This window comes from Phaeobacter cretensis (assembly GCF_047372505.1).
GTDB classification, from domain to species: domain Bacteria; phylum Pseudomonadota; class Alphaproteobacteria; order Rhodobacterales; family Rhodobacteraceae; genus Phaeobacter; species Phaeobacter cretensis.
The window spans coordinates 455201-473158 of record NZ_JBKBEU010000001.1 but is presented as its reverse complement, the minus strand read 5'-3'; the positions used below and the strand labels follow the sequence as shown (position 1 = coordinate 473158).

The 17958-nt window shown below is 55.9% G+C and carries 17 protein-coding genes and 1 pseudogene; 7 read left to right on the top strand and 11 right to left on the bottom strand.

Translation table 11 applies throughout. From position 1 onward, the window contains the following. Positions 1-33 precede the first annotated feature (33 nt). Together ACEWZM_RS02300 and ACEWZM_RS02295 are read right to left on the bottom strand one after the other, a co-directional pair. Complete coding sequence (locus ACEWZM_RS02300; protein ID WP_414004906.1) at positions 34-1290, bottom strand: glycerophosphodiester phosphodiesterase family protein; 1257 nt, start codon at positions 1288-1290, stop codon at positions 34-36. Positions 1291-1584: 294 nt separating this feature from the next. Beyond that, a complete protein-coding gene (locus ACEWZM_RS02295) occupies positions 1585-1947 on the bottom strand; it encodes an SUF system Fe-S cluster assembly protein (RefSeq protein ID WP_414004905.1) in 363 nt (120 codons plus the stop codon). Between the two features lie 492 nt (positions 1948-2439). Between ACEWZM_RS02295 and ACEWZM_RS02290 the strand changes: the two genes are divergently transcribed. Further along, a complete protein-coding gene (locus ACEWZM_RS02290; protein ID WP_414004904.1) occupies positions 2440-2913 on the top strand; it encodes a 2TM domain-containing protein in 474 nt (157 codons plus the stop codon). Positions 2914-3229: 316 nt separating this feature from the next. Here ACEWZM_RS02290 and ACEWZM_RS02285 read toward each other — a convergent pair whose 3' ends face one another. After that, positions 3230-3592: a hypothetical protein gene (locus ACEWZM_RS02285; protein ID WP_414004903.1), complete on the bottom strand. Its 363-nt coding sequence runs from the start codon at positions 3590-3592 to the stop codon at positions 3230-3232. A gap of 273 nt (positions 3593-3865) precedes the next feature. Between ACEWZM_RS02285 and ACEWZM_RS02280 the strand changes: the two are divergent. Continuing rightward, positions 3866-4017: pseudogene (locus ACEWZM_RS02280) on the top strand (IS3 family transposase); the annotation flags it as partial. Between the two features lie 1031 nt (positions 4018-5048). Here ACEWZM_RS02280 and ACEWZM_RS02275 read toward each other — a convergent pair. Both ACEWZM_RS02275 and ACEWZM_RS02270 read right to left on the bottom strand, forming a co-directional pair. Next, positions 5049-5828 carry an IclR family transcriptional regulator gene (locus tag ACEWZM_RS02275; protein ID WP_414004902.1) on the bottom strand — a complete coding sequence of 260 codons (780 nt, stop codon included), beginning with the start codon at positions 5826-5828 and terminating at the stop codon, positions 5049-5051. Then, positions 5825-6220 carry an acyl-CoA thioesterase gene (locus tag ACEWZM_RS02270; protein ID WP_414004901.1) on the bottom strand — a complete coding sequence of 132 codons (396 nt, stop codon included), beginning with the start codon at positions 6218-6220 and terminating at the stop codon, positions 5825-5827. The genes ACEWZM_RS02275 and ACEWZM_RS02270 overlap by 4 nt, the downstream gene beginning before the upstream one ends. Positions 6221-6312: 92 nt before the next feature. Here ACEWZM_RS02270 and ACEWZM_RS02265 point away from each other — a divergent pair, with 92 nt between their 5' ends. From ACEWZM_RS02265 to ACEWZM_RS02245, 5 genes are read left to right on the top strand one after another with little or no spacing between them, the layout of a single operon-like run. Further along, on the top strand, positions 6313-8997 hold the full coding sequence (locus ACEWZM_RS02265; RefSeq protein ID WP_414004900.1) for a benzoate-CoA ligase family protein: 2685 nt from the start codon (positions 6313-6315) through the stop codon (positions 8995-8997). Positions 8998-9017: 20 nt separating this feature from the next. Further along, a complete protein-coding gene (locus tag ACEWZM_RS02260; protein ID WP_414004899.1) occupies positions 9018-9713 on the top strand; it encodes a fumarylacetoacetate hydrolase family protein in 696 nt (231 codons plus the stop codon). Then, positions 9710-10348 carry a maleylacetoacetate isomerase gene (gene maiA / locus ACEWZM_RS02255; RefSeq protein ID WP_414004898.1) on the top strand — a complete coding sequence of 213 codons (639 nt, stop codon included), beginning with the start codon at positions 9710-9712 and terminating at the stop codon, positions 10346-10348. Before ACEWZM_RS02260 ends, maiA begins: the two co-directional genes overlap by 4 nt. Before the next feature lie 12 nt (positions 10349-10360). Continuing rightward, positions 10361-11458 (top strand): cupin domain-containing protein, encoded by a 1098-nt coding sequence (locus tag ACEWZM_RS02250; RefSeq protein ID WP_414004897.1) that lies wholly within the window; start codon positions 10361-10363, stop codon positions 11456-11458. A 2-nt stretch (positions 11459-11460) separates the two neighbouring features. Beyond that, entirely contained in the window at positions 11461-11892 is a 432-nt protein-coding gene (locus tag ACEWZM_RS02245; RefSeq protein WP_414004896.1) for a DinB family protein, read from the top strand. A 12-nt stretch (positions 11893-11904) separates the two neighbouring features. Here ACEWZM_RS02245 and ACEWZM_RS02240 read toward each other — a convergent pair whose 3' ends face one another. From ACEWZM_RS02240 to ACEWZM_RS02215, 6 genes are all read right to left on the bottom strand, one after another. Further along, positions 11905-12246: a cupin domain-containing protein gene (locus ACEWZM_RS02240; protein ID WP_414004895.1), complete on the bottom strand. Its 342-nt coding sequence runs from the start codon at positions 12244-12246 to the stop codon at positions 11905-11907. A 126-nt stretch (positions 12247-12372) separates the two neighbouring features. Next, positions 12373-14310 (bottom strand): TRAP transporter large permease, encoded by a 1938-nt coding sequence (locus tag ACEWZM_RS02235; RefSeq protein WP_414004894.1) that lies wholly within the window; start codon positions 14308-14310, stop codon positions 12373-12375. Further along, complete coding sequence (locus ACEWZM_RS02230; protein ID WP_414004893.1) at positions 14307-15074, bottom strand: cyclase family protein; 768 nt, start codon at positions 15072-15074, stop codon at positions 14307-14309. Before ACEWZM_RS02230 ends, ACEWZM_RS02235 begins: the two co-directional genes overlap by 4 nt. A 2-nt stretch (positions 15075-15076) precedes the next feature. After that, the gene (locus ACEWZM_RS02225) at positions 15077-15739 is read right to left on the bottom strand and encodes a glutathione S-transferase family protein (RefSeq protein WP_414004892.1); all 663 of its coding nucleotides are present in this window, start codon (positions 15737-15739) and stop codon (positions 15077-15079) included. Between the two features lie 20 nt (positions 15740-15759). Continuing rightward, the gene (locus ACEWZM_RS02220) at positions 15760-16887 is read right to left on the bottom strand and encodes an FAD-dependent monooxygenase (RefSeq protein WP_414004891.1); all 1128 of its coding nucleotides are present in this window, start codon (positions 16885-16887) and stop codon (positions 15760-15762) included. Positions 16888-16974: 87 nt separating this feature from the next. Next, on the bottom strand, positions 16975-17889 hold the full coding sequence (locus ACEWZM_RS02215; RefSeq protein WP_414004890.1) for a LysR family transcriptional regulator: 915 nt from the start codon (positions 17887-17889) through the stop codon (positions 16975-16977). Positions 17890-17958: the final 69 nt, after the last annotated feature.

Genomic DNA, 17958 nt, shown 5'->3' with positions numbered 1-17958 from the left:
GGGGGCTGCGGTTCAGGCTCAAGGGGGCTGATGTCACAAGCCCATGCAATTGGCATAATAGGTGACTGTTGCGGGCCAGTCTGAAAAGACACCAACCACACCGACATCTTGGGCAAGGGCATCCAGAACTTGATAGGTGGCCCCATCTGAGGTCACGGCGTCAGCCACTGACTGGAAGTACCAGCCTCCACCGTTTTTCAGCGGACCGGAACGTTCGAGGGTCCAGGTGATTATCTTCAGATCGGCCGCGTTGGCGGCTTTGGCATAGGGGGACGGGACCATTTGGCCGTTTTCCAGGGTAAGCAGCATCCAGATGGGCGGCGCGATGTAGTTAAGGCCCATATCCTTCAGCTCCTGCATCGAAGGGCGGAAGGTTGCCGGATCCATCGGGTCGACCTGACCCTCGTCTTCATCATGGCGTGCAAAACGGTCATCAAGATAGACAGCTTGGCGTCCAAACTCTGGCGTATGAGCCAGCCAATATTTGATATCACTGAGATTGAAGCTCTGGGCCCAGACATCAGCTGCAGGAATGCCAGCATCCACATAGGCATCGACCAGCTTTTGGGCGTAGTCTTCTTGAGTCATTTCGTTGAAAGGCATGACGACGACGGGGGCTTTCAGCTCAGGCATGAAACGCGCACCGAGATCTGCAAAGAGAGAAATGCTTTCGGCGTGGGTGAGCAGGGTTGTCCCGCTCTGATAAAGCGTGCTGCGCCAGGGAGAGAGACCGCCCTGATAAGCCTTGGCGGTGCTGGCTTTGGGATCGCGGCTGTCCATTTTGGGGTGCAGCGTTTTCAGTTCAGCCAGCGTCAGATCACTGGTACGGCACTCTGCCAAGGCTGGCGCATCTGCGGTGGTGGCCGTGAAGGGTTGGGTACAGCGGCCCGCCAGATCACTGGTGAGGATATCGGTGGTGGTGTGCAGGTCATTCTGGGAGTGCCGGCAGACCAGCTCCAGATCCTTGGTAAAGGTCACGTCGCACTCCAGAATCCCCGCGCCCATGGCAGCCGCCGCACGGTTGCCCTCGACCGTGTGCTCGGGAAACATCAGAGGCGCGCCTCGGTGGCCGATGGAAAATTCTGTGGTCTGTGGTGTCTGTCCGGCGCAGGACTGCAATCTAGATTTCAATGCGCCGTCGGGAAGGGCTGCAATCAGATGGGCCGGGCGGGGACCGTAGCTGAGGGCAGTCTTGGCCTCGGGTGTTTCGGCTAAGGCTGGGTTGAGCAGCGATGAAGCAGCAATCGTAAGCGCAAAAGCGCGGGCGCAGACGGCGGGGATGCGGTGCAAAATGAGGAACTCCAAATAATAAGGTCGCTCTGTGGTCTGATGCCCAATGGTAAGACCTGACACAGAACGGCTGCGGCTGAGAGGCACAGCGGATTATTGGAGGATGTTAAAAGTGCTTGGCCTGAAGGTGCAAGAGGTCTTGTGATCGTCTGTTGTCACTCATGTCTGGTATCAGGTGCGCCACATCAGGCAATCACACATAGAAAACGCGGCAGGGGAAATGCCATGCCGCGCTTTCAAAATCAACGCTGCTCCCACGCGCGCCCATCCGGGAGGGCGGGGCCGCGGCGCCGGTCACATAAAGCCGAGTTCGAGCCGGGCCTCATCTGACATCATATCCATACCCCAGGGTGGCTCCCAAGTCAGTTCGACATCGCAGCTTTTGACGCCGGCCACCGGTGAGACCGCATCAACAATCCATCCCGGCATTTCACCAGCCACCGGGCAGCCGGGCGCTGTCAGTGTCATGATAATTTTGACGTCATTTTCGGATGAGATATCAATCGTGTAGATCAGGCCCAGCTCATAGATGTTCACAGGAATTTCGGGGTCATAGACTGACCGGCAAGCCTCAACCACCGGCTCGTACAGCGCGTGGCTGACAGAGGAGGGTGCGATCAGCGGTGTGCCTTCCAGCGGCTCGGGTGCGTTGGTCATAAGTGCCTCAGTTCGTTTCCTGACCATTTATATAGGGAAGCCGGGGGCGGGGGTCCAGTGGCGGATGAAGAATGGAAGAGAGGGTAAATGTCGCAATGTTGATGGAGTAGCGGAGGCCGCCTTTGAGAAATGCAGAACTTGCTGCAAAATCGCTAACGGCCCATCCTTGCAAACGGTAGGGGTTCAGTGGGGAAACTCACCGTCCATTCCGCAGCAATATACAGTCAGGTCTGCGCCTTAGGAACACAGCTGGGAAAGACTGCGTTGCAATACAAACACCGGTTATTGGTGCGAGATCTAGAGAGATTTCAGCAAGGCTCTAAGCAGCGTGGACTAGGCTGACTTTTGTAAAAGGACCAATCGCAGCTGTCAGCACTGGCGACTGTCGAGTCGTGGTCGTGACATATACTGACAGGTTGCTGTCGTGGTGTTTAGGTTGGTGCATGTTCAATATTTGCTTTGCCGATACTCAAATGCCCGAGGAGTGATCAAATGCTAATCCGTAAATTGCGCATTAAAAGAGGATGGTCCCAGGAAACTCTGGCCGAGGTCAGTGAACTCAGTGTCCGAACAATTCAGCGGGTTGAGCGCGGAGGGAATGCAAGTCTTGAGACGCTTTGTGCTTTGGCTTCGGTGTTTGAGGTGGATGTGGCCACCATTGCAAAGGAGAAAAGCGTGTACACAGAAAATGAGTTGCCAGATAACGAGCGCAAGGCGGTAGAATATGCGCGCGACATCAAAGGCTTTTACAGCCATTTGGTCCTATATATCGTTTCGGTCGTGGTCATGGCTGCGGGCAACATGTACTTTCAGTCTGACAATCTCTGGTTTATTTGGCCATCGGTCGGTTGGGGACTTGGCGTAGCGTCCCATGGCCTGGCGGCGTTTGAAATATTGTCTTTCTATGATGTAAACTGGGAAAGACGCCAAATTGATAAGTGGTCAAGTCGCGGGCAGCACAAATAGCCACACAGCATGCAATGACCCCTGTTGCCGCAGCTGTAGTAGGGGGATTGTGAAACATGATTTTGGGTGTCGCGCGAAGAATCTTAGCCACGATGTGAGCTGATATTATAGAGATAATACGAAATTTCTCTCTAAAAGTGCTCGTTGCAGTGCTGTTCCATATGATTGGAAGCAACCCTGAGCCCGACATAACTTGTGCCTACAAAAAGGCACTTGATGCCATCCGGCTTGAGCTGTGCAAAACCAACTTGGATTTGCGGCAAGTCAGACATCCAACTCGATTGATGGTGGCCCTGAACTTAAGTTCTTATCAATTCTAACCAGGCGGGTTGAAACCCCTTTGATTCATAGAAGCTGACGGTATCAAGGTTTTGTGCCAGCGCACCGATAAGATGATCATTTGCCCCGGCATGGATACTTTACGTTCAATTGCAGCAGGTATGGCAGATCCAATGCCCTGTCCGCGGGAACATTCATCAACCACCGGGAATTTTGTTTCGGCAATTCTTGCACCTCTGGCCCAAGCGTCGGAGTATCCTTCCATCTCATCCGCACGGTATATCGCGGCGCTAACAAATCCGATCGGTTTTTCGTCTTGATTGACCGCGAAGAGCAATCCATCGACGGCTGCGGCGATCAGTAAGTCTTCGATGAATTTCCAGAAGCATTCATCCCCCACCCATGGGCCAAGGTTGGGAGAAACACTTTGGTGACGATGATGTTGGGCGAGCCAAAGGGGCCGCGACGCGCCGACATCGCCGACCGGGACGCGCTCTACACGTATGCTTGGATCTTGTTTGACACTAGGATAATTCGTTGAAACCGTGTCAGTATCGACCAGACCGGATGATACCCTCTTGCCTGGTATGTTTGACGTCAGCGCGGATGTGACAGTTTAGGGTGATTTGATAAGAGAGAGTTTCTGGCGCATCGCAACCACCAGGGAGTAAAGATGAGACAGAAACCCGGCACGAAGCGGAGCCACGGCGAAAAGGCGTCGAAGACATTCGTCGTTCGGCACGCAAACAGTATTCAGCGGAAGAGAAGATCAGGATCATGTTGGACGGTCTGAAAGGCGAAGACAGCATCACGGAGCTGTGCCGTTAGGTGATCTCGTAGAATGGTTCTGAAGACCAATCTGTCGGCTCGCGAGAGTTCCTCGTCGGCCTTGGCGCTTCCCTTTTGCTTTTGGCAATTGAACGTTTGGTGGACGTTTCGGATTTTTGGGGTTTCAAACGTCTTGGTGATGCCCCGGTGAACGCCAGTGACTGGGACGTGAAGGGTGAACCCGCAGATTGATTGCGCGAGATTCCTTCAAATGGCTTGCGGAACTGTGTTGAGTGGACTGAGATATGACCTTCTTCCTTAGTCGGCTATGAGGAGTTGGTGCTGTCTTGTTCCAGCTGGAAATTGCATGAGAGAGTCTTGTGAAGTCCGGGTCGGAAGTTAACGGCGACCGTACCAGCAGGGTCCCTTACTTGGGGATGCAGGCCGCGTATAAAGCTGCCGTTTGGTAGCAAGCGTTCTCTGGAAACCCACGGAAACCGCCGCAAATCGAGGTGAACCACAGGAAATGCGTCAAAGTAACGAAACCACGGACTTCCTGTTATGTCTCTGATTTAAAAAATTGATTAATCTGCTCGGCTCAGTGTTGGGCCAATGATGGGTTGGACGGATTAATACCTAAATTCAATCGGTTAGGTGGCGTCGTGTGCGCTGTGTGTGCAACGTGAAATCACCTTCTGGCGTGCCGCGTCGGGTGCTTGGCGATCGTGCAAAGTTGGTTGGATTGCAGCGCGTCGGAACCGGAGCGAACTAGGGATTTCGCTAACCCTGCAAAGGGACGAAGTCATTTACCCCGCAGCGCATTGACCCAACAGTCACACCATTGAACCTTGGCTAAGGGCAGGGGGCAACGGCGGCACTTGCTTACCGGTTTCAGGGGAACGTTTTGACAACAGACTGATCCGGCAACCGGCCGGTCTTGATCGACACGGCCCTTCAGAGCCTTGCGCTGCGTTGAACGATCCTGATGAAACTCTCGGCAGGGCCTCCGCTCTGAGATGACTGAGCGGAGGCCTGCTGCGAAGCATTTGGTGACTGGCCCAAGGTCGATTAGACGCGCGGCTAACCTGCTAAGTCGCGAGGGACCGCTTTTCGCAGAATGCTAGGATTTGCGAGACAGCTTGACTGTCTGCGCGCGTCGCCTCCGGATCAATCCCGACCAATGTGACAGCCGCCTGCGCTTCACCTTGCCAGTCAAGAATGGGTGCCGCGACGGCGACCAAGCCGGGGATGTAGTATCCGGTGACGGCCGCAAAGCCGCGGGCGCGCGTTTTTTTGATCAACGTGTCCAGCTCCGCCTTGGATGTCGGCGCGCTGTCCCGCCCCAGCGGATTTCGCGCCAGCAGCCGCATTTGCCGTTTGGCGACATCCAACATGGCAGCTTTTGGTGCCCATGCCAAAAACACATGCCCAGTCGCCGAGTTCAGCAACGGCATCGTCGTGCCCAACCCAATCGCGGTGTCTGTCGGCGTCGGCCCGCGTTTCCAGCGCACGACTGTGGCGCCTTCATTTGCCCAAACCGTCACAAGGGCGGTCATTCCTGTTTCATCAACCAGGTCCGCCAGCCCGTCAGCGGCGTCATCGACAAAGTCATGCTGGGCAATCGCCGTGACACCAAGTTGCAGCGCTTCAGGCCCGATGCCGTATCTACCCGAGCGACCTTCTTGTTTGATCAGACCCGCCTGCACAAAAGATGCCAGATAGCGGTGCGCTTTGCTTGGACTCATGCCGCAGTCGCTGGCAATGGTTGATAGCGTTTGTGGGGCGTTGTAACGGGCGACTAAGGCCAGGACGCCAAGCGCGGTGTCCAGTGACTTCAGCCCCTGGCCGCTAGATTGATCGTCCGTCATTCGAGCATCTCTTTCAGCAGGCCAATCGGACCCGCCGAAATGCCATTTTCGCTGGCAACAAACATGCAGCGCACCTCTTTCCCGGTGAAATGGACCTCATCCTTGATGCGACCCGAATATTCCAATGTCAGCGTTTTGCTGGTCCATGCCATGTCATCTATGTGGATGTCCAGCGCGTCCATGTCGCCGATGGGTCGCGAAAATTCCGCACTGGCTGAGGCCAACCCAAACCCGACAGTTCCAAGATCGCTGCAGATCTTTGGGTGCCCTCCATGCGGGGCCAGGCTGAGGTGAAACGCTTTATCCATCCATGAAAACATATTGGGGTAGTAGGCAATTCCTGCAGGATCGCAGTCTCCGAAAGAGACGAGGTGGGTGAAGATTTTAGCCAAGTATAATTTCCATATTGTTGAATGAGTTTCACAATAGTAAATTACACGAGCGAATCTGCGGCGTCGAGGAACATTTGGGGAGGAGGAGGACAATGTTGAATAAAGTTGATATTTTGGGCGCAGGCCCAGCCGGGCTTTACACGGCCATCCTGCTCCGGCGCCATTTCCCAACTGCACAGGTCCGTGTCACCGAACAGAACCCGGAAGGCGCCACATTTGGCTTCGGCGTTGTGTTCTCGGATCAGGCGCTGAGCTTTCTGAAAGCCTCTGATCCAGACACTTACGACTTGATCACGCCCCATATGGAGACGTGGCAAAACATGACCATCAATCACCCGGATGATCAGGTCATTCTGGATGGTGTGGGTTTTGCGGCCATCGGGCGACTTGAGTTGATTGAGGTCCTCAAGGACCGCGCCCGTGCGCTTGGGGTCGACATTCGTTTTGACACCCATATAGCCGCGATTGATGAACTGCAGGCGGATCTGGTCATTGGCGCAGATGGTCTGAATTCTGTCCTGCGCCAGACTATGGCCGAGCGGTTCGCACCCAAGATGGATCACTTCAAAACCCACTTTGCGTGGTTCGGGGCCGAAGTGCCGTTCGATACGCTGACGCAGACGTTCGTCCAGACCGAGAACGGCCCGATGAATGCCCATCATTATCGGTTCAGCAAAGACCGCAGCACGTTCATAGTGGAATGCGAAGAAGACACGTTTCGCGCCTTCGGCTTTGAGACGATGGGTGAAGCTAAAAGCGCACGGGTCTGCAGCAATATTTTTGCGGATGTGCTGAAGGGCACGCAGCTTGTCACCAACAAGTCAAACTGGCGTCAATTCCCTCGTCTTTGGTGTGAGAACTGGGTAGCGGATCGTTATGTCCTTTTGGGTGATGCAGCGCATACCGCGCATTTTTCTATCGGCTCAGGAACAAGGTTGGCCTTGGAGGATGCGATCGCCTTAGTGGATGCGCTGAAGACAGAGGATAACGTTGATCAGGCTTTGCAGACTTACCAAACCCAGCGCATGCCAATTGCCAAAAAGATCGTCGACGCGGCCAATACGTCGGCGATCTGGTATGACAGCTTTGGCGAGAAGATGACCCAGCCACCGCTCGAATTTGCCTATGGTTATTTGGCGCGGTCGGGGCGGTTAAGCCGGGATCGTATGCGTGGCATTGCGCCCGAATTTGTCAAAAGGTTTGAGGCCGAAGTTGAAGGCAAGATCGTGGATCCTGTGCCCGCTGGATTACCCTGTGCACAGCAGATCGGGTTTGAGAAATCAACCCATCCCAATTGCTCGGAACTTCTTTGGCAGAACCTAAGCCGCAATCCTGACAAGACCGCGTTGATCGGCCCGTTTGATGAAGTCAGCTATGCTGAGCTTGTCGCTAAAGCCAGTCAATGGGGGCATGCGTTTGGCGCGATGGGGCTGCAGCGCGGTGCGCGGATCGCGTTCTTCCTTGATGATACACCGGTCTTGCCTGCTGCCTTTTTTGGCGCAGTGCGCGCCGGATTTGTGCCAGTGCTGCTGAACATCCAAACCAAGCCTGACCTGTTGTCCTATTTCCTGAAAGACAGCGGCGCGCGATTGGCTTTGTGCGACGCTGAGGCTGCGCATCTTTTTGAAGACAGCGGGCTCGAGAAAGTCGTCATCGCCGAAGAGGCCGATGCCTTCCTTTGTGGACATGCAACAACGCTGGATGTGGCGGATACTGGCCCCGATGATATGGCGTTTTGGATGTATTCATCGGGCTCGACCGGGCGGCCAAAGGGCATCGTGCATCTGCACCACGACATGTTCTATGTCCAACAATCCTACGGGACGTTTGTCTTGAAACTCCGGGGTGATGACGTCTGTTATTCGGTTCCCAAAGGGTACTTTGCCTATGGGTTTGGAAATTCTTTCATCTTCCCATTTTCGATCGGCGCCACCACGCTTTTGCTGAGCGGGCAGCCGCGCCCTGATGTGGTGCTTGGCGCGATCGAGACCTACCGGCCCAGCGTTTTGTTCGGGTTGCCAACGCTTTACACCGCCCTGGCGCGTCATGAGAGCATTGAGACCCGCGATCTTTCGTCTCTCAGACAGTCCATGTCCGCCGCCGAGATACTATCTAAAGACGTTTATGATGCCTGGGCTGACAAGGTCGGCCATGGCCCGACAGAAGGGTTGGGCTCCACCGAAATGCTGCACATTTATCTATCCAACGCGCTTGGCGATCACCGCCTGGGTGCGGCGGGTGCTGTTGTGCCGGGCTATGAAGTTAAGCTTGAAACAACCGAGGGAGAACCAGTCGCGCCGGGCCGCGAAGGGGTGATGTTTGTGCGCGGAGATTCATCGTCTCCGACCTACTGGAAAAGGCCCGACAAAACGACCGAAACCATGCGGGGCGACTGGATTTATACCGGTGATCTGTTCGTCGAAAAGAACGGTTACTACTACTTTCATGGGCGCGCGGACGAGCTGATCAAGGTCTCGGGCCAATGGGTTTGGCCGATGGAAGTCGAACGCTGCTTGAACGAACATAAGGACGTCAACGAATGCGCGGTTTTGGCCCATCAGCTTGATGACAAGCGCATGGGGCTTCGGGCTTATGTCAGCCTCGTGCGGGGCAGTGCACCGGGCGACCCGATGACAAGCGCGCTGCGCGATTTCGTCAAGTCCGAACTGACCCCATACAAAGCGCCGCGCCAATTTGAATACATCGACACGTTGCCAAAAACCGGGACGGGCAAAATCGACCGTCAGGCGTTGATCGCAGCACATCCAAACACCTAAGCAATGAGAAGGCCCGAGCAATGAACTACGCGTTTGAACCAGCCCCACAGGCAAGTATGGCGATAGCCGACAGCGAAAACAGAATTCCGGTACGGCGCATTTTTTGCGTTGGTCGGAACTATGCCGCGCATGCGCGCGAAATGGGCAAAGATCCGGATCGCGATCCGCCGTTCTTCTTTACCAAACCTGCAGATGCCGTTGTCGAAACCGGTCAAACCATTCCTTACCCACCGCTGACCGAGAACTTTCACTACGAAGCCGAGTTGATCGTTGTGATCGGCAAGGGCGGACGCAATATCGCAGAAGAGGACAGCCTTGATCACATTTGGGGCTATGCCGTTGGCAATGATCTGACCCGTCGTGACCTGCAGCTTGAGGCGCGCGAAAAAGGCCGCCCTTGGGATTGGGGCAAGGCCTTTGATAAATCCGCGATCATCGGGCCAGTGCACCCGGTTGGCAAAGCCGGGCACCCGTCTTCTGGCTCCATTAAGCTGACGGTAAACGGGGAAACCAAGCAAGACGCCGATCTGAACGAGCTTATCTGGTCCGTGCCCGAGATCGTTTCGATCCTGTCTCATTCAATGGAAATTGCGCCGGGTGATGTGATCATGACAGGCACACCAGCAGGCGTTGGCCCACTGGTCGAAGGCGATACATGCGTTGTCGCGATCGAAGGTTTGGGCGAGATTGAAACCAAGATCGGGGCGCGCTTGTGACCTTGCGTTTGCACAATTTCTTCCGCTCATCGACGTCGACAAGATTACGCGTCGCGTTAAACCTTAAGGGGCTTACATATGACTACGTGCCCTATGTGCTCCGCGATGGGGAGACGCGCACGCCCCAGTATCTGAGCAAGAACACGCAGGGTCTGGTGCCAACGCTTGAGGTTGATGAAGACACCTATCTGACCCAATCCCTGGCGATCATCGAATGGCTGGAAGAAACCTACCCGGAGCCTGCGCTTTTGCCATCCGATACTTTGGGGCGGGCTCGCGTCCGCGCAATGGCGCAGATGATCGCTTGCGAAATTCATCCGCTGAACAACCTGCGGGTTCTATTTCGTATCCGTGATGAATTCGGGGCCGATGACGATGCGCAAAAAGCGTGGTTTTCGCATTGGGTGTCGACGACTTTTGACGCGCTAGAGGCCATGCTGCCCGAGGGTGCGGCGTTTTGCTATGGCAGCACGCCAACCCTCGCGGATGTCTGCCTTTACGCGCAGGTTTGGAACAACAAGCGTTTTGATGTGGACATCACCGCGTGGCCGCGGATCGCGGGGGTCGCCGAAAACTTGGAAAACATCGAGGCCTTTGCCAAGGCTGCCCCACCAAGACAACCGGATGCCGCCTAAGGAGGGCAAGATATGCGCAATGCAAAGACACACGACACTGTTGTTCACGGCATGCAGCCCGAAGACACGCCAGAGCTGCGCGCACTTTACGAAGGGTTCGAAAAAGAAAGCCTGATCCCGCTGTGGACCCAACTTGGGGACTTGATGCCCATGCATCCCAAACCCAAAGCGGTGCCATATGTGTGGAAATGGAACCGGCTGTTGCCATTGGCCAAGGCGTCTGGTGATCTGGTGCCAGTGGGCCGGGGCGGCGAGCGTCGCGCGATTGGTCTCGCCAATCCGGGGCTTGCGCCAAACGCCTATATTAGTCCGACGCTTTGGGCGGCCATTCAATACCTTGGCCCTAAGGAAACCGCGCCTGAACACCGACACGCACAGAACGCTTTTCGCTTTGTTGTTGAAGGCGAGGGCGTGTGGACCGTGGTCAACGGCGATCCGGTGCGCATGTCGCGCGGTGATCTTCTTTTGACGCCGGGCTGGCACTTTCACGGCCACCACAACGACACCGACAATCCGATGGCTTGGCTTGATGGGCTTGATATCCCGTTCAGCCAGCAGATGGATGTAGGTTTTTTCGAGTTCGGGGCAGATCGGGTGACAGATTATGCCACTCCGGAATTTTCTCGGGGGGAGCGGCTTTGGGCGCATCCCGGATTGCGGCCCCTATCGGGTTTGCAAAACACTGTGTCATCGCCTTTGGCCGCTTTTCGCTGGGTGCACACAGACCAAGCCCTCACCGAGCAGCTTGCCCTAGAGGACGAAGGACATCCAGCCACCGTAGCACCTGGCCATGCCGCGATCCGCTATACCAACCCCACGACGGGGGGCGACGTGATGCCCACCATCCGCTGCGAATTCCACCGCTTGCGGGAAGGTGCTCAAACGGTCGCCCGCAATGAAGTGGGCTCAAGCGTGTTTCAGGTCTTTGACGGCCAAGGTGCGGTTGTCCTCGGCGGTGAACGCACCACCCTTGAAAAGGGCGACATGTTTGTTGCGCCGTCCTGGGTGTCCTGGTCGCTTGAGGCAGAGAGCCAGTTCGATCTGTTCCGGTTTTCAGACGCCCCCATCATCGAACGGTTGGACTTCATGCGCACATACGTAGAGGGCTAGGCATGCCGGCCCGCCACGACGCGCCCGGAGCGCCGCATGACGACCTGCTGCACATGCGGCGCGGCACGGCCTTTTTCGCACGCGTGCTGGCGGATCTGAGCGATGACGACATTGCGCGAACCCCGCAGCGACGCATGATCATAGCCGAGGTGAGCCTTTGGGCGCGCAAAACTGCGCTTTGGGTCAAATCCCATCGTGAAGCGCTATCGGACGAAGAAACAAATTTCGAGGTTGATGTGCCTTACACGGCTACTTTGCCCATTCCGGCGCTCAGGCATCTGTTCACCCACAGCGCGTTGCATCTGAACGTAGAACTGCGCGATCTGGATGACCTTCATTGGGCACCAGTAGCAGATATTCCAAATCAACGGGCTGAGGAGATTTGGAAAGCTGGCAGCCGCCTGAAAGAACCGGCGGCTGCCAAAGATGTCTAAAAGGCTGCGGCCTTATTCCCCAAGCATTTGCGTGTCTGGTTGGCCATCCCAGGCCACGTACAGAACTGTTGGCCCATCCGTTGGGAATTGATCCTGATAATTCTGCCCACCGGCCTGATACCAGAAATCACCAGGGCCTTGCAGGGCGACATCGTCCGCTGTCTGGCCTTGGACCCAGTGCTTTGACGCGCCGCTGATGATCACCGCGCGATAGGCATGGGTGTGCTTGCGCACGGCGCCGGGCGAGCTGCGCGCCAACTTAACCATCTGTCCATGCCGCTCAATCTCAGGGTCCACCCAAAGCGGGGCGATCCTGATGCCACCGGGAGTGTCGACCCATTCGAGATCAGCCATGGCTTTGCGGATGTGTCACCTGTGGCCATCCGCGAGAAGGGGGCTTGCCGCGAGGGCTGTCCCTAATATGACCAGGCTTATGAGAGTCTTGATAGGTCGCATTGGCAGGCCTCCTCAAGTTTTGGGTTAATTCATTGTCGACGGCAGCCACAGCGCGATGGCAGGAAACGCAACAAGAAGGACGATCTTAATAATGTCGGCAAGCACGAAGGGCACGACGCCTTTCATCACGCCGCTGATCGGCTGGTCTGGCTGCAGGCTTTTCAGGACGAACAGGTTGATGCCGAAGGGCGGGGTGATCAGCCCGATCTCGACCACCACCAGCATAAGAATGCCCCAGTGAAAGATGTCAAAGCCCAGCCCCAGTACAATCGGTGTGACGACAGGGACCGTAATGACCATGACCGCGAAACTGTCCATCACGGCGCCGAGCAGAAGGTAGAACATCAACAAGATCAACAGGATCACCACGGGGGCGGCGTCCATCCCACCAATCGCACGGGCGATGAGTTCAGGGGCCTGACCGAGGTTGACGTAGAAAGAAAAGATGAGCGCGCCAAAAATCAGCGCGTAAATCAACGCTGTAGTGGCGGTGGTCTCAGACATGACTTCCAGCAGTCGGTCTTTGCTCAGTTTGCCGCGGAGCAACGCCAGGATAAATGCGCCTACGGCACCTACCGCCGCGCTTTCAGTGGCCGTAAAGACGCCGCCATAAAGCCCGCCAATGACCACACCGAACAAAACCGCAACAGGTGCCGCGCCGATAAGGGCGGGCAGGAATGGTTCACCTACGTCATCTGCGACAGGCGCTTTTTGAGGTTGCAGCTTGAGGACAATCCAAATTGTTGCAAAGTAGAGCAGTAAAGCCAGTATGGCAGGGCCCATCGCTGCAATGAACAATACGCCGATGGATTTCTCTGTCAGAAGCGCGAAGAGGATGATCGCCCCAGAGGGCGGGACAAGTGCGCCCAAGGTGCCGCCAGCGGCGACGACGCCTGACGCCAGTGTCGGATCATATTTGCGCCGTGCCATCTCGGGCAAAGCAATTCGTCCAAAGGTCGCCGCCGTTGCCACGGACGATCCGCTGACTGCTCCAAAACCGGCACAGCCTGCAACCGTGGCATAAGCCAGGCCGCCTTTGATGCGCCCAAGCGCAGCGTTAGCCAGACGATAGATGTCATCCGAGATTCCAGCCGCAACTGAAAAGCTACCCATCATCAGGAAAAGCGGCAAGGTGGCCACCTGCCAGTTGGTCAGGAATTCCATTGCATCGGTCGCAAACACCCGGCCTGTGGAGGGCAGCGACAGGATGATCGCGGTACCGGCGAGGCCCAAAAGGCCTGTCGCAGGGCCAAGCGGAATTTGACACAGCACGGCCACCCAAAGCAGGGCAAAGGTCAGCGCCACGAACAGCCCGGGGCGATTGCCTGCCGTGCTTTGCAGCGATGCGAAATCGAGCAAACCCCAGACCACAACGCCGCCGATGACGCCAAACAAAATGCATGCCAAGATAACGCCAGCCACCGAAGATTTTTCAGATTTGGTTTGCACAGGGTTGACAATGTCGCGCCAGATTTTGACGAGCTGCACCAGAAAGGTCAGTGCGACAGCGCCACTGACGAATATATAGGTCGGGCCAAGCGGCCATTGCAGGATCAGTGTCTCGCGCCCTTGCGCCAAAAAGCGCAAGCCAAGCGCCCAAATGTAATAGCAAAGCGCCCCAAAAAAGACCGCCAACAAGATCGAACCTGTCACATTCGAAAGGCGCGTCAGCTTTGGCCCAAAGGCCGTTGCCATCAAATCAACCTTCAGATTCACACGGCGTGACGCGCCAGCGGGCAATGTTGCGGCAACCGCCATGGCAAACATCTGCCCCATGATCTCATTGAGCGCAGCAATGCCGCCGCCCAGCGTCCAGCGCCACAATACATCGGTCACAACGACGAGCGCGCCAGCCAGAAGACCAAGAACAGCGAGGCCCGAGATGAAACCAGTCAGCCGGTCGGTGAATGCCTCAAGGCGATCAAGAACGACCGTGTTGGTGATTTGTGAGATATCAGTCATTGGATCACCGCCACCGGCCGGCACCAGCCCGCAGAGGCACGCGCGACCTTTACTGGAAAGGCCATTACCGTGAATCCGGTGTCTGGCAAGCTGTCGAGATTGCTAAGTTTCTCCATATGGCAATAGACGCAATCCGCGCCTGCCTTATGGCCTTCCCAAAACAGGCTATAGTCGCCGGTTTCTGCGATCCGTTCCATCTGGCTCGCCAGCGGCGGATCCCAGCTCCACGCGTCTGTGCCGCACACGCGCACCCCTTGTGCTGTCATCCAAAGCGTTGCGTCGCGTCCCATGCCGCACCCGGCGCTAACGTAGTCGTCCTTACCATACCGGCTGCCCGCGCGCGTGTTGACGACAACGATATCGCCCGCGCTGAGCGTGTGGCCTATGCGGGTCAGCTCGTCCTGCATCTCGCCTGCAGTGACGACGTGGCCATCGGGCAGGGCGCGGAAATCAAGCTTCACACCTGGTCCCATGCACCAGTCCAGCGGGATTTCATCGATGGTCAAAGATCGTTCGCCGCCGTTCATCGTCGGGTGGTAATGCCAGGGCGCATCCATGTGGGTCCCATTATGAGTTGTCATCGACACGCGCTCTGCTGCGGCGCCTTTGCCGTCGACCTGCTTGTCTACGGGCATGCCGAAGATTTTTTCAAATTCAACGGCGCCCTCATCATGTGCCTTGTATGTGATCTGCGGCCCAAGACCCGGAGGGTCGGCAATGATCGTGTCATCTAAGGTGACTGAAAGATCGATAATCGTGGTCATTGTTAACCCATTTTCGGAAGTAGACCTTCCGCCTCAAGCGTAGATTGCATTTCCGCCTCGCGCGCTAACGCGCGTTTGACAGCGGGCCGGGCATTCATACGAGATGCATGTGCCGACCAATTTGGATAGGGTTTGGTCGGGAAGTTGCCTCCGACAATACGGAACCACACCCAGAAAATATACGCGTCCATGATCGACCACTCATCGCCATACCACCAAAGCCCGTCGCCGAGGTGGTCGTCGATCAGCTTGGCCATTGGTATCATCGCCTCGACTGCTTTTTCCTTCACGGACTTGATCGCCTCTGGTCCGTCAGCCATGAGCATCGGCACCCGCATGCGTGACACAATGGGGTGGAGTGTGGCTGAGCAAAACACGAGATCGGCCGTTATTTTTGCCTGGTCAATCGCGTGTACCGCTTTCGGAAGCAAGCCGCTAAACTGGTCCGCCAAGTAAAGCGCAATGGCCGGATTTTCCGTGAGTGGTCCGTCCTGCGTGATCAAGCAAGGCACTTTCCCTTTTGGGTTCAATGCCAGATAACTGGGTTGTTTGTGGGCGGCGCGCATAAAACGGACCAGCTCCACATCAAATTCTGCGCCCGCTTCTTCCAAAGTGATCATCGGCACGCGAGAACATGCCCCCGGAGAGGCATAAAGTGTGTACATGGATGTTTCCTTTTTGGAGGTCATATGGGCTGAGACATCAGTTGGATTGTCTGCGCATTGAGCGTCTCGATATCAGCAGGTTCACCTATGCCCATTTGGGCTTCGCCGATGCGAATCGAATTCAGGGTAATATGGTCAACGCGTTCCAGTCTGCGGTCGCGATACGCTTTAAAAGCAATCTCAGGAGCGTCAGAACAGGCCATCTCTTGCGCTAGAACAAGGGCGTCTTCAATCGCTATGCCCGCGCCTTGGGCCAGATGCGGCGTTGTGGTGTGCACGGCATCCCCAAGAAGAACAACACGTCCTTTGTGCCAATCTTGATCCTGCAAATACACGACCTTCAGCGGGCGCGCGACGACTTCAGAATCGTCTTTGATCTGTGCGATCCATGGAATGAGTTGCGGCGGTGGCATCTTACTGGCGCGAGCACGCATGGCCGCGGCCGATCCTTCTTGTTCCAGGAACATGCCGTCTGGTTCTTCTGTGACCAGAAAGATGTACATCAGCTCATCAGTCATCGGGACCAATCCAGCATTGCAGGGGCCGGCGAAGACTTTCATCCCATCTAGATCGGCAGGTCGCGGCAGGTTATAACGCCAGACCCATTGTCCGGTGTAGCGCGGCTGCGGTGCATCCGGAAAAAGGGTTTCCCGCATCTGAGAGAAGACACCATCAGCACCGACAACGGCACCATAGCGGGCAGAGCTGCCGTCCGAAAAGGTAACATCAACGCCTGCTCCATCATCATTCAACGCGGTCACAGTCAGGCCAAGGCGCACATTTGTGCCCAAGGAAAGGGCTTTGTCACCAAGGACTTTTTGCAGATGGGGGCGCCGGATACCTGCATTGGACGGGTAGTTCGGCCCGGCAAGCTTTGGTGTTTCAAACTTGGTTTTCTCGATTCCCTCGGGTCCGACAAAGATCGTTGTACTGTCATATCCGGTTGCCATTGTCAGATAGTCGTCCAGCACCCCGATGTCGTTCATTGCCCGGATCACATTCATCTGCTGCGTGATCCCGACGCCGTAAACCGACCAATCAGGATCCCGTTCGATGATGTCGACCGCAAAACCCTGACGGCGCATGGCAATGGCCGCAGTCAGACCGCCGATTCCGCCACCGACGATTAAGATCGTTTCCCAATTCACAGGATGCTCCTCCCCTGATTGGGCAGACGCTAGAAAACTCCGGGGTATTTGAAAAATTGAAAGGTTTGATCTTATGTATTCATGCCATCAATTTAATAACAGCGCGTCGGATGCGTTTGCAAAGACGTTCCGCAGCCAGATAATGCCGGGATCGCGGTCCCGATAGCTGTGCCATTGCACCATTTGCCGAAACGGCCCGGTTTCGAATGGCAGCGGATAGGACACCAAAGGTGCGTGCCGCATAACAGCCTTGGCCAAGTGGCCATGCACGGTTGCGATCCTGCTGGTGCCGACGATGAGATGGGGCAGGGCGGAAAAAGAAAATGTGGTCAGATCGACGTTACGCGTGATTCCGGCCGCAGCAAGCAATTGCGTTTCGGCCGGGTTTGACGTCGATCCGGGCGGCACCATGATCGCATGGGGTGTTTCCTGATACCGCGTGAGGTCCATGTCCACGTTGCCATGGGGGCCGTCTGACCAGGCGACAACAACGTACTCGTCTTCAAACAAGAAGTGAGAAGGGTGGTCGCTAGAGATGAACAGGTCCGGGGTGATCAACAGATCGGCATCACCGCGTTCCAGCATCAGATAGGGGGACTCTTTTTGGGCAACCATGTTCAGGCTGCAGCGTGCGCCTTGGCGCTCCATCTCGGCAACGACAAGTGGCATCAAAACACGTAGCGTGTAGTCCGAAACAAGCACGTTGAAACTCCGGTTTGATACGGTCGGATCAAACTCGGGCTGGGTTTCAATCGTGGCCTCAACCCGGACAAGGATATCGCGTAGCGGGTCCTTCATTGCTTCGGCTTGTGGTGTCAGAACCATGCGTTTGCCCATCTGAACAAGCAGTGGATCACCAAAGTAATCGCGCAGCCGGGTCAGTGCATTGGACATCGCAGATTGGCTCATGAACATCTTGTCCGCCGCGGCACTCACAGACTGAAGCGTCAGCATATGATCTAGCGCCACCAGCAAATTCAGGTCCAGTTTTTTGAATCTCATCTAGGTCCCCTCCCAATCAGTATTCATTTACATCGTGAATGCTACGCATCCAATTTAATGATTTTATAA